General features: G+C 54.3%; 10 protein-coding genes. 8 read left to right on the forward strand and 2 right to left on the reverse strand.

Annotation, left to right across the window (positions count from 1 at the left end; all coding sequences use genetic code 11):
* Positions 1 to 15: 15 nt before the first annotated feature.
* Together gatA and gatC are read right to left on the reverse strand one after the other, a co-directional pair.
* Positions 16 to 1,470 (reverse strand): Asp-tRNA(Asn)/Glu-tRNA(Gln) amidotransferase subunit GatA, encoded by a 1,455-nt coding sequence (gene gatA / locus NNX04_RS19190; RefSeq protein WP_261946843.1) that lies wholly within the window; start codon positions 1,468 to 1,470, stop codon positions 16 to 18.
* A gap of 56 nt (positions 1,471 to 1,526) precedes the next feature.
* Positions 1,527 to 1,814 (reverse strand): Asp-tRNA(Asn)/Glu-tRNA(Gln) amidotransferase subunit GatC, encoded by a 288-nt coding sequence (gene gatC, locus NNX04_RS19195; protein WP_007644389.1) that lies wholly within the window; start codon positions 1,812 to 1,814, stop codon positions 1,527 to 1,529.
* A gap of 471 nt (positions 1,815 to 2,285) precedes the next feature.
* Here gatC and NNX04_RS19200 point away from each other — a divergent pair, with 471 nt between their 5' ends.
* From NNX04_RS19200 to NNX04_RS19235, 8 genes are all read left to right on the forward strand, one after another.
* Positions 2,286 to 3,320 (forward strand): rod shape-determining protein, encoded by a 1,035-nt coding sequence (locus NNX04_RS19200; protein WP_007644386.1) that lies wholly within the window; start codon positions 2,286 to 2,288, stop codon positions 3,318 to 3,320.
* A gap of 126 nt (positions 3,321 to 3,446) precedes the next feature.
* On the forward strand, positions 3,447 to 4,259 hold the full coding sequence (mreC, locus tag NNX04_RS19205; RefSeq protein WP_040392878.1) for a rod shape-determining protein MreC: 813 nt from the start codon (positions 3,447 to 3,449) through the stop codon (positions 4,257 to 4,259).
* Complete coding sequence (mreD, locus tag NNX04_RS19210) at positions 4,259 to 4,744, forward strand: rod shape-determining protein MreD (protein WP_007644384.1); 486 nt, start codon at positions 4,259 to 4,261, stop codon at positions 4,742 to 4,744. The genes mreC and mreD overlap by 1 nt, the downstream gene beginning before the upstream one ends.
* Before the next feature lie 66 nt (positions 4,745 to 4,810).
* On the forward strand, positions 4,811 to 5,434 hold the full coding sequence (locus NNX04_RS19215) for a Maf family protein (protein WP_261946844.1): 624 nt from the start codon (positions 4,811 to 4,813) through the stop codon (positions 5,432 to 5,434).
* On the forward strand, positions 5,431 to 6,900 hold the full coding sequence (rng, locus tag NNX04_RS19220) for a ribonuclease G (protein WP_151056505.1): 1,470 nt from the start codon (positions 5,431 to 5,433) through the stop codon (positions 6,898 to 6,900). The genes NNX04_RS19215 and rng overlap by 4 nt, the downstream gene beginning before the upstream one ends.
* 64 nt (positions 6,901 to 6,964) lie before the next feature.
* Positions 6,965 to 11,134, forward strand: coding sequence for a YhdP family phospholipid transporter (locus NNX04_RS19225; protein ID WP_261946845.1), 4,170 nt, complete (start codon positions 6,965 to 6,967; stop codon positions 11,132 to 11,134).
* A gap of 191 nt (positions 11,135 to 11,325) precedes the next feature.
* Positions 11,326 to 11,670 (forward strand): PadR family transcriptional regulator, encoded by a 345-nt coding sequence (locus tag NNX04_RS19230; RefSeq protein WP_007644380.1) that lies wholly within the window; start codon positions 11,326 to 11,328, stop codon positions 11,668 to 11,670.
* Positions 11,657 to 12,604 carry a hypothetical protein gene (locus NNX04_RS19235; RefSeq protein ID WP_007644379.1) on the forward strand — a complete coding sequence of 316 codons (948 nt, stop codon included), beginning with the start codon at positions 11,657 to 11,659 and terminating at the stop codon, positions 12,602 to 12,604. The genes NNX04_RS19230 and NNX04_RS19235 overlap by 14 nt, the downstream gene beginning before the upstream one ends.
* Positions 12,605 to 12,625 lie beyond the last annotated feature (21 nt).

A 12,625-nucleotide genomic window follows, 5' to 3' on the forward strand; every position in this document is an offset into this window, starting at 1 on the left:
TTGTTCTCCTCTTTCTTATTCAATGCCAGGGGCGGTTTGTTGGTGGAAGTTGGTTGCTTGCTGGAATTGATGTGCGGCATTAAGCAGCGGCCCTTCAGCGAAGAAGTTGCCAATCAATTGCAGGCCAACCGGTTTGTTATCCACCAAGCCGCAGGGAATTGACAGCGCGGGCAAGCCAGCGAGGTTAGTGGCGATGGTGTAGATGTCTTCCAGATACATGGCGACTGGGTCTTTGGTTTTGGAGCCAAATTGGAATGCCGGTGAAGGCGAGGTGGGGCCAATAATCAAATCGACTTGTTGGAAAGCATCCATAAAATCCTGCTTGATCAAGCGGCGAATTTTTTGCGCTTTGCTGTAATAGGCATCGTAATAGCCAGCCGACAACGCATAGGTGCCTACCAAAATACGGCGTTTCACTTCATTGCCAAAACCTTCACTGCGCGAACGCATATACAGGTCGTTTAAATCGGTTGGGTTTTCACAGCGATGGCCGTAACGCACGCCGTCAAAACGCGAGAGGTTAGCGGAGCATTCTGCCGGTGCAATCACGTAGTAGGCAGGTACGGCGAGATGAGTGTGCGGCAAACTGACGCTGTGCAGTGTTGCGCCCAAACTTTCGTAGACTTTAATCGCCGCTTCAACCAGCGCCGCCGTTTCTGGATTCAAACCTTCACCAAAATACTCTTTGGGTACGCCAATCCGCATGCCGGTTAATGGCTTGTTTAAATCGGCGGTGTAATCCGGTACGTCGCGCTCAACACAGGTTGAATCTTTGGCGTCGTAGCTGGCCATGTCGTTTAACAAAATCGCAGCGTCTTCAGCGGTGCGCGACAAAATGCCCGCTTGATCCAAACTAGAGGCAAACGCAATCATGCCCCAGCGCGATACGCGACCATAAGTCGGTTTAATACCGGTTAATCCGCACAGGGCGGCGGGTTGGCGAATGGAGCCGCCAGTATCGGATGCGGTTGCCGCCGGTGCTAAATGTGCGGCTACTGCAGCAGCAGAACCACCGGATGATCCGCCGGGAACACAATCAATCGCCCAAGGGTTTTTTACCGGGCCGTACCAGCTGGTCTCGTTCGATGAGCCCATTGCAAATTCATCCATATTGGTTTTACCCAACATCACCACACCGGAATTCAAATAATTTTCAACGATGGTGGCATTGTAAGGCGCGATAAATTTATCGAGCATTTTGGAGGCGCAGGAGGTGCGCACTCCGGTGGTACAAAAAATATCTTTGTGTGCGATGGGCACACCGCAGAGTGCAGGTGCGTTGCCCGCGGCTAAACGTGCATCAGCAGCAGCAGCTTGTTGCAGCGCCAGCTCAGGCGTCACGGTGATATAGCTGTTGTAGGTTTGGTCCAGACGCACAATGCGGTCGAGATAATGTTGGGTCACTTCGGTACTGGAGAAGTCCTTGTTGCGCAGGCCTTTTACCAGTTCGGCAATGGTGAATTGATGCATTGCAAATTCCTGAGATTTTTTTGTAAGAGGGAGCGAGCTATTTCTTTACTTGGTCGCTACTCGATAACCTGTGGCACCAGATACAAGCCATCTTGCGTGGCTGGTGCAATCGCCTGAAAGGTTTCGCGCTGATTGGGTTCGGTCACTATGTCGGCGCGCAGGCGCTGAACGGCGTCCAGTGGGTGGGCCATGGGCAGAACGCCATCGGTATTGACGGCTTGCAATTGATCGACCAGAGCCAGCACGTCGGAAATACTTTTTGCCGCTTCATCGGCGGCCTCATCGGTAATCTGGATACGCGCCAGCTTGGCCAGCTTGGCGATATCGGAACGGTCTACAGCCATGGTGGTATTAGCTCCAGCAGATAAAAAAGCGAAAGTGCGGCCAAACGGCAGTTATCCTGCGGTAAGTCGCCAAAAATGGGCGCTCAAGGTACCACATTTGCGCGCACCTCTAAATCCCTGTGCCTGCCTTGTTGGGCTTGCGCAAAAAACAGGCAGAAAGTGTCCAATATTGTGAAACAAAGTGAACTTTCGTGCGCCATGTATATCTTTATGAAGACTTTTTATTTTTAAGGCCAAAACGGCTCGGATAAAAAACAAAAATTCACATATACTGCGCGCTTACATTTTTTTGCAGGGAACCGCCCCGAGCGGGCTGATCGATCAAGGAATCTGGCGTTTTGCCATAGGATAAAAAAGCCAGGAGCGCGCCGTCGCCAGCGCTGGCACAGATTATTTCAGTATTGCTGTCTACAACGGCTGACTTTACCGAACATCCATTCCAACACATTTTATTTAAGGCCTCGTCTTGTCATGATGAAACTTTTGCGTGGAGCATTTTCCAACGACCTGTCTATCGACCTGGGAACCGCTAATACCCTTATTTATGTCCGCGGTCGCGGTATTGTTTTGAACGAGCCTTCGGTAGTGGCGATTCGTCACCATAACGGCACCAAGATTGTCGAAGCAGTGGGTGTTGAAGCGAAACGTATGCTGGGCCGTACTCCGGGCAACATCACCGCTATCCGCCCTCTGAAAGACGGTGTAATTGCCGACTTCCAGGTCACCGAAAAAATGCTGCAACACTTTATCCGCAAGGTTCATGAAAATTCCTGGTTTAACCCCTCTCCCCGTGTACTGATCAGTGTTCCTTGTCTGTCTACCGAAGTAGAAAAACGTGCGATTCGCGAATCGGCCTTGGGTGCTGGCGCGCGCGAAGTGCGTTTGATTGAAGAGCCTATGGCGGCAGCGATTGGCGCTGGCCTGAAAGTCTCTGAAGCCAACGGTTCGATGGTGGTGGATATCGGTGGCGGTACCACTGAGATTGCCGTTATCTCCCTGAATGGTGTGGTTTACTCCGATTCCGTACGTATTGGCGGTGACCGTTTTGATGAAGCGATTGTTAACTACGTACGTCGCAACTACGGCAGCGTGATTGGTGATGCCACCGCTGAACGTATCAAACAAGAAATTGGCTGCGCTTTTGCCGGCAGCGAAATCCGTGAGATTGATGTGCGCGGCCGCAACCTGGCTGAAGGTGTACCGCGCAGCTTTACCCTGAGCAGCGATGAAATTCTGGAAGCCCTGCAAGACCCACTGGCGGGTATCGTCCAGGCAGTAAAAAGTGCGCTGGAGCAATCACCACCGGAGCTGGCATCAGACATCGCCGAAAGCGGTGTGGTATTAACTGGCGGTGGCGCTTTGCTGCGTGACATCGACCGCTTGCTGTCCAACGAAACCGGTTTGCCCTTTATTGTCGCCGAAGAGCCGCTGACCTGTGTGGCGCGCGGCGGTGGTATTGCGCTGGAAATGAATGACAAGCGCAATATCGACTTGCTCTCGTCCTGATAACAGCGGGGCGACTGGCGCAGTTGGCGCTAGCGCTCCACTTGCACAGGAGATATCGCCATTAAACCGCTCTTTAATCGAGACTCTTCTGCCGCTGGTCGCGCCTTTCTGTTCATTGTGATCATGATGGTGCTGGTGGTGGTAGGGCTTTATACCGATCGCCTTGAACCCTTGCGCGAAAAACTCGCGCAATTGGTTACTCCTTTCTATCAACTCACCGATGTGCCCAGCCGTGTCAATGATTGGCGCAAAGACACCTTTGTCTCCCAGATTGACCTCAAACTGGAAAACGAGGCGCTTAAAACCGAGCTGCTTATTCATCAGCGCAAGCTTCAGCAGCTGGCTTCGCTCGCTGCCGAAAACGTGCGCTTGCGTCAATTGCTCAATGCCAGCGAAACCCTGCAAGATACAGTGCTGATTACCGAACTGATCGGGGTGTCGCCCAACCCGCTCAGCCATAAAGTGATTATCAACCGCGGCAGCAAAGACGGCGCCTTTAAAGGCCAGCCGGTACTGGATGCCTTTGGTTTGATGGGGCAGGTAACAGAAGTGGCCGAGCATTCCAGCACCGTGTTGCTGATTTCTGACTCTACCCACGCGATTCCGGTGCAGGTGAATCGCAACGGTGTGCGTGCCATTGCCGAAGGCACCGGCGATCTCAACAGCCTGAGCTTGCGCCATGTGTCGGCCAATACCGATATTCGCGCTGGCGATTTGCTGGTTAGCTCCGGTTTGGGGGATCGCTTCCCTGTTGGCTACCCGGTGGCTGAAGTATTAGATGTAGTGCGCGACCCAGGCAAAGCCTTCTTAACGGTTGTCGCCAAACCCATGGCGCGGTTGGATCGCAGCCGTCACTTATTACTGGTATTTGCAGACCGCGATCGTGCCACTGTCCCTGGTGCTTTATCTCTCCCGGAAGATGAGGGTGGAGCGCGCTGATGCCTGCTTCACGCGTTAATTTGTATTTGGCTATAGGCATCAGTTTTCTGGTTGCCCTGGTGTTGTCGGTTTACCCCTTGCCGATGAACCTGCGTTGGCTGCGCCCGGAGTTTGTGCTGCTGGTAGCGATTTACTGGATTTTTTTCATGCCGCTCACCGTGAGCTTTTCGCTGCTGTGTTTACTTGGCCTATTCCAGGATTTACTTGAAGGTGTACCTTTTGGCCAGCACAGTTTGGGGTTGGTGATTGTCGCCTACATTTGTATTTTGTCTTACCAGCGGGTGCGCAACTTTTCTATCTGGCGCCAATCCACCTGGATTTTCGTATTGGTTGGTATCGCCCAGCTCACCGATAATTGGGTGCAGGGCATGGCTGGTCGCCCACTTTCCGGTATTCAGTTTTTATATCCTGCCATCACCAGCGCGCTGATGTGGCCGCTGTGTTATGGCGCCCTGAGCCGCTGGACGCATCGCTATCATCACTAGCTGCCAAGGCTGCCGGTTAACGAATAATTTATATCACCCACGACGGTGATAGCAGGAGAATTCAGGGTGAATGCAGTTGTTCCTTCCTTGTATCTGGCATCCCAATCGCCCCGTCGGCGTGAGCTATTGCAGCAGATTGGTGTTGTTCATGCGGTGATTAATGCCTCTATTCCTGAGCAGCCCGCTCCGGGTGAAACGGCGCTGGATTATGTGCAGCGCTTGGCGCGGGAAAAAGCCGCTGCCGGTTTTGCCCAGTTGCTTAAGCAGCAACTTCCACTGGCCCCTGTGCTGGGCGCCGATACCCTCGGCTTGCTTGATGGCAAAATTCTGGAAAAGCCCCTCAATCAAGATCATGCCCACACAATGTTGCGTCAGCTTTCTGGCCGCACCCATCAAGTGATTACCGCTGTAGCCCTCCATTCGTCCACCCGACAAGCGCTCCGTGTGTCCACCACCGATGTAACTTTTCGCGAACTTAGCGATAGTGAGATTGCCGCCTATTGGGAAACCGGTGAGCCGCAGGACAAGGCCGGTAGTTATGCCATCCAGGGGTTGGGTGCGGTATTTGTGCAGGAAATCCGCGGTAGTTATTCCTGTGTGGTGGGCTTACCAATTGAGGCTACCTGCGAGCTGTTGCGTGAATTTGCGGTGCCCTGGTGGACACCCGCAGCGGCGGAGTGCGCATCATGAGCGAAGAAATTCTGATTAACGTCTCCCCGGTCGAGACCCGGGTCGCGCTGGTGGAAAACGGCGTAGTGCAGGAGTTCTACATCGAACGCAGCCACGGCGAAACTTACGTTGGCAACATCTATAAAGGCAAAGTCGTGCGGGTACTGCCGGGTATGCAGGCGGCGTTTGTGGATATTGGCCTTGAACGCACCGGTTTTATCCATGCCGCGGACATGATGCCTGAGCCGCCCGAAGGTGAAGTGCGGCGCGGTGAAGTGCCTGATATTCGCACTCTGGTGCGCGAGGGGCAGACACTTCTGGTACAGGTGGCCAAAGATCCGATCAGTACCAAAGGCGCGCGTTTAACCACCCATTTGACCCTCTCGTCGCGCTACTTGGTGTACATGCCCAACTCCTCTCATATTGGTGTGTCTACCCGTATAGAGGATGAACCCGAACGCGAGCGTTTGCGCCAGGCAGTCGAAACGGCGGTGAGCGGGCAGGGCATTAGTGGCGGCTTTATTGTGCGCACCGTTGCTGAGGGCGCGGATGCCGATGCCATCAATGCCGATATTCCGTTTTTATGTCAGCTTTGGCAGGATTTAAGCGCAAAGTTGCCCGGTTTGGGGGTGCCAGCGGAACTCCATCGCGATATGCCGCTCTATCTGCGCGCCCTGCGCGATATGGCGCGCGCGCCTATCGACCGGGTGCGGGTGGATTCGCGTCTGACCTGGCAGCAAATGCAGGAGTTTGCCGCCAAATACGCACCCCAGTTAGTGGAGTTGATCGAGCTTTACAGTGGCGATCGCCCGCTGCTGGAACTTTACGGTGTGGAAGAGGAGATTCGGCGTGCACTGGAGCCGCGGGTTGCGCTCAAATCCAACGGCTATTTGATTATCGAACAGACTGAGGCCATGACCACGGTGGATGTCAACACCGGTGCGTTTGTCGGGCATCGCAACCTGGAAGAGACGATTTTTAAAACCAATCTGGAAGCGGCGACCGCGATTGCACGCCAGCTGCGCTTGCGCAACCTGGGCGGCATTATCATTCTCGATTTTATCGATATGAAGGATGCCGAACACCAGCGGCAGGTATTGCGTACCTTGGAAAAGGCGCTGGAAAAAGATCACGCCAAAACCCGTATTACCGGGGTGTCGGAGTTGGGCTTGGTGGAGATGGCGCGCAAGCGCACCCGCGAGTCACTCGGGCAGCTGTTATGTGAGCCTTGCCCGGTATGTCAGGGGCGCGGTCAGGTGAAGTCGGCGGAAACTGTGTGTTATGAGATTTTCCGCGAAATTTTGCGCATGGCGCGCACTTATGACAATCAGAAGTTTTTGGTGTTGGCGTCGCAGTTGGTGGTGGATCGCCTGCTCGACGAACAAGCCACTTACGTGGCGGATTTGGAAGCCTTTATTAACCGTACTATCGAATTCAGGGTTGAGGCGCTCTTCCATCAGGAGCAGTACGATATTGTGTTGGTGTGACCTGTTCCACTAGCGCTTTTACCTGTCCCTTACCCTGGTTTTTACCCTGAGAAACATCGCTGTAATGAAACGCACCTTACATAAATTGGTGAAATGGTGTTACCTGCTGATTGCCCTGGCGCTGATTCTATTAGCGGTAGTGGTGCAGTCCGGGCGCAGCTTTTCCCATTTGTTGGGTGACTACAATCTGGGGATTGCCGGTTATCTGTCCGATAAGCTCAATGCCCAAGTAGAGATTGGTAGTATCCAGGCCGAATGGAACGGGCTGAAACCCAGTCTGGTAGTAGACAACTTCCGCATGCAAAGCCATGGCGGCCTGCCCATAGTGACGGTCGCTGAAGCGCGGATGCGCTTTGATATCCTCAAATCCCTGCGCAATGCCCGGTTGGTTTGGAGCAATCTCAGCCTCAATCAGGTTGATATGGACTTTGTCCAGACCGATTCGGGATTCTGGCGCATTGCCGGTTTACCAGAGGTTAAGGATGACGAGGCCAAGGGCACGGATCTCAATGGTCTGGTCGATATGCTGCTGCTCTCCACGCGCATTGAATTGCAGAGCAGTCGCCTTCGTTTTGCCTTTGCCAGCGGGCAACAAATGCTGCTGGACTCACCTTATGTACTGCTTGAAAGTGCGGGCGATTTTCATCGTCTGGCGCTGCAGATTGATGTGGATGAGCAGCCGCGCAGTGTGTATCTGGTGGTAGAAGGGCAGGGCGATCCACGCCAGTCCAAACGTTTTCGCAGCAAGGGTTATTTACAGCTCAACCGCTTTCCTACCGGCGAGCCCGTTGCTGCAGCGACTGCTTTTCTACTCGGCGGTGCCGGCAAATCGGTACTGCAAAGCGAGGGCAGTTTGGATGCCAATATCTGGTTTGAAAGCCGCGCCAAGGGGGCGGGTTATGACCTGAGCGGGCGTCTTGCCTTGCAGCGGCTGTCAGTGCCGCTCGCTGAGCGCCGTTTGGCACTGGATGATTTCAGCACCGAGCTGACGGGCCACTGGCTGCCGGGCGGTACCTGGCGTTTGGGCCTGCAGGCGCTCAAAGCCGTGGTGCAGGATCAGCAAATCGACGGTGCCAATATCGCTTTCTCGTCCAGCGGGTTCAAGCAACCCCTGACGATGAATATGGATCGTCTGGATTTGGCGCGGCTCAACCAATTATTTGCTCGCTCCGGGGTGCTGCCCCAAGGTGTGTTGGCCGATGCCTTGACTAGCCTTGCTCCGCGTGGCGAGTTGCGCAATATCCAGCTGAGTCTGCCTATTCACACTCCCGCCGAATGGCAACTGCGCGCCAATTTGCATCAGGTCGCCATGGGGGCCTGGCGTGGAATGCCAGCGCTGGTCGGGGTCGATGGTTACCTGCAAGCAGGGCAAAAAACCGGTTTTGTAGCGCTCGATAGTCGCTCCGGTTTTTCCATGCATTATTCACCTACCTTTGCCGAGCCCATGGATTATGACCGCGCACGCGGCCACATCGCCTGGCATTTACAGCGCGACAAGAATCAGATTTACGTCAACAGCGGGCTGTTGGAGTTTCAAAAGGGCGACGAACTGGCCCATGGTTACATGTGGTTGGGGTTGCCCTGGAAACGTAATACCGGCGATATCGACCTGTATCTGCAAGTGGGCGGCCAGAACGTCAGTGCCAGCCGCTATAAAACCTATCTCCCGCAAACCCTGCCGGAGTCGCTGCGCAAATGGTTGGCAGAGAGTTTGGGCGAGAGCAATCCTGGCATCGCCAGCCGGGTTGGCTTTATGTATCGCGGCACGCTCAATACTCGCAATGCCCAGGCGCGCACTGCCCAACTGGCGTTGAATCTGAACGGCGTCGCGCTCGATTATCATCCCGGTTGGCCAGCCCTGAGCGAGGTGAATGGGCAGCTGTCGGTGAGTGATGTTCATGTGGATGCGAGGGTGGACAGCGCCAAGGTGCTGGATAGCCGGGTTGAGCATGGGGTAATTAAAGTGAACCCGCGTGTGCAGGGGCGCGGCTCCCTGTTGCAAGTGGATGGACAAATCAGCGGTTTGGCCAGCGATGGCATTCGTGTGCTGCGCGAGGGGCAGTTGCGCCAATACCTGGGCAGCAGCATGGATTCCTGGGCGATGCAGGGCGACATGCTCGCCCGTCTGGATTTGGATATCCCACTCGGCAGCGGCGAGGATAAACCCGCCGATGCCCGCCAACAGGTGGATGTAGATCTGCAGGCGCCGCTGTTTGAGCTGCAGAATCTCAATTTGAGTGTCAATGATTTACGTGGCCACATCAGCTACAGCAGCACCAGTGGTATTGCCAGTAAAGACTTGCAAGGCGTGTTTTTTGGTGAGCCGCTGCAACTAAGTCTGGCGAGCGACAAAACCAAAGGCGCCAATAAAACCCTCATCGACCTGCAAGGCAAGGTGGATAGCGAGCAGCTGGCACTGTGGAGTAAACGCCCTGAAGCGTTGTTTTTTGAAGGGCTAATGCCCTACGAGGCGCGGGTAGAGTTGAACCACTTGGTTCGCCCCGGCGTGGCCGACGATAACCCGCTGAATACCCTGAGCCCGCGTGAATTTGCGGCCCAGTCCTTTGCGCGCGTGACCCTTAGCTCCAACCTGGCCGGTGTTGGCATTGATTTACCCGCACCTTATGGCAAGCGCGCGCGCGATGAGCGCCCCTTTAAATTCTCCCTCTGGTTACAGGAAAAACAGTCGCAAATTCGCGTCGATTACAATCAGGATGTGCAAGCCCTGTTGCGCATGGACAGAGGGAATAACAATCAACTGCTCAATGCCAATATCGCGTTGGCCGCCGATGCCCGCTTGGGTGACAAGGCGCAGTTTCTGGTTTCCGGCTTCTTACCGGGCATAGATCTGGATGCCTGGAAAGCAGTACAGGCTCGCTACCTCGCCTATGCCGAGCGCCTCACGCCGGTTGTGGTTCGCCCGCTATCAACTCCCTCCTACGGTGACAGCGAGTCACTTGCCAGTGCTGCCGATGCGGTAGGCAAAATCGCCGGTTTACCTTTTTTGCTGGAGTTGGTGCTGGGGGAGTACGAGCTTGGGCCCATGACGCTGGAAAATCTGGCGGTTACCGCCATGCCGGTGCAAGCCGGTTGGCAATTAGCAGTTAAGAATCCGGTCGTAGAGGGTGATGTATTTGTACCGACCAGTACGTTTGTACCCATCGACGTAAATCTGCGCCGGCTTTCGCTTAATTCGGTGGAGCTGGGATTGAGCAAACCCGTGGTTGCCAACGATGCTGAGGCACCGGCTCAAGCAGCGGAAGTACCGGCGGAGGTTGTAAAAGTCATAGATCCACGCAAGTTGCCGCTGGCGAATATCAGCGTGCAGTCCCTGTTGCTGGACGATAAAGATTACGGCACCTGGTCGCTGCAGTTGCGCCCGGACCAGCGTGGGGTGGTGATCGACAATATTCGCGGCACCATTCGCGGCGTTACCGTCAGCGGTATCGACGACAACCCGGCGGAGCAGGAATCTACCGGTGCGCGGTTGATTTGGCAAAACACTGACGTTGGCGTGCAGACCCGTTTCATCGGCCGTTTGAGTGCGGGTGATATAGGGGCGGTACTGCGCGATTGGCAAAAACCCGACATGCTGGACAGCACCAAAGCCAGCTATGAGGCAGACCTGTTTTGGCCTGGATCACCACAGGATTTCAGCTTGTTGAATCTCGGTGGTGAAATGAGCATCGCCATGGAGAATGGCCGCTTTAAACGCGATGCCAGTGCGGGCGAAGGTATTTTACGCCTGATGTCGGTGCTCAATTTTGACTCCCTTGCACGCCGCTTGCGCCTGGATTTTTCGGATCTGTATAAAAGTGGCTTGGCCTACGACGAAATCACCGGCAAAGTGCGTTTTAATCAGGGCACCCTGGTATTTGAAGAGCCGCTGGTAGTGACAACGCCCTCCAGTGGTATGCAAATGGCGGGCACCATCGACCTGCGCCGCGAGCGGCTCAACACCCGCTTGATTGCCGCCTTACCGGTAGCGGGCAATGTGACTTTTTATGCGGCACTGGCGACCGGTTTGCCGGCGGCGGCGGGGATTTATCTGGTCAGTAAACTCTTTAAGAAACAGGTAGATCAAGCCACCAGTGTCAGTTACACCATCAAAGGCAGTTGGGATAATCCCAAAATGCGCTTTGATCGCCTGTTTGAAAGTGAACAGAGCCTGCGCGACAGCGTAAAGAAAAATGCAGCCGAGAAAAAACAGCGGCGACGGCAAACGGAACAGTAGTAACAGCTCGGTGTTTATTTTCGCAGGTTAAAAAACATCCAAATCAAACAAGCAGCTTCGGCTGCTTTTTTATTATCTGGCGTTTGTGTAAACGCCATGGTTGCTTAAAAAATATGCTTTCTTCGGCTTGTATTTTTATACTGTGCGGCGCATAGTAATTACTGTGTACCACACAGTAATGGTGAGTCGTTATGGCAGAAGAACATTTGGAGAAGTTGCGACAGGAGTTGCGGCGGGGAATTTTGGTGCTAGCTGTGTTGGGTTCCCTGCGCCAATCCCACTATGGCTACTCGCTGCGCAAACAATTGCAGGAGGCGGGCATTGATATAGACGAGGGCACGCTTTACCCACTGGTGCGCCGCTTGGCCGAGCAGGGCCTGCTGACCAGCGAGTGGCAACAGGGGGAAGGACGCGAGCGCCGCTATTACCAGCTTTCGCCCGAGGGTGCTGAGTTGCTGGCAAGTTTGGGCGCCGAGTGGCAGGAATTGAATCAACATCTGGCTAAGATTTTGGAGGTGCAACATGGAACTGATTGATCGCTATATGGGCGCGGTAGCGCAAGCCCTGCCACAGAGTCGCCGCGAGGAGATTACCCGTGAGTTGCGCGCGAATGTGCTCGATAGTTTGGAATCGCTGCGCGAGCAGTTGGGGCGCGAACCGACAGCGGCAGAAGTCTCTGGTGTTTTGGTTGCGCTGGGGCATCCACAGCAAGTGGCGGCCAGTTTTCTACCACCGCAACAGCTGGTTACCACCGCCCTGTTTCCCCTGTACAAACAAGCGCTGCATTACGGACTGATTTTGGTGTTTATGCTCGGTTTGATTCAATTCGGTATTGGTTTTCTCAGCTCGGGACAAATCAATATTGTTGGTTTTTTGCATGGATTAGTGATGAAAGGATTGATCACGTTTGCGGTGATTACCGGGGTATTTTATGTATTCAGCAATCCACCTGGTGGCAAACCCTTGTTTAAGCCCTACCAGTGTTGGTCGCCCGAGAAATTGCCACCGGTGAGCCGCCCTTGGCAGCGTATTAGCAGCTGTGAGCAAAGTGTGGATTTCACCAGCGACCTGTTCTTTTTGTTACTGCTGAATTACACCCTGTGGCTTCCCTCCGCGCAGCTTGCTGGGCTCACCATCGGTTTTACCCCGGAAGTACAAACCGCGATTCCACTGCTGTCACTGGCGATTATCGCCTCGCTCGGTTTTGGCCTGTGGAATTTGCTCTACCCTTATTGGACTGTGCCGAAGTTGATAATTGATGCGCTCATTAACCTTGTCATCGCGGCTTTGTTATTCGGGCTGAGCCGGTTGGAGACGATTGTGGTGGATACCCATAACCCATTAACAGAGCGGCTGGAGTTTCTCGGCCTCGCCAATCACATTATTAGCGGGGGATTATTCTGGGTAGGTATGTGGCTATTGTTTATGGCGGGTTGGAGTGGGTATCGCGCTTGGCAATTATCGCGTTAGCTGCAGCGTCAAGAGTGCTGG

Source organism: Cellvibrio sp. QJXJ (assembly GCF_024452345.1).
Lineage (GTDB): Bacteria > Pseudomonadota > Gammaproteobacteria > Pseudomonadales > Cellvibrionaceae > Cellvibrio.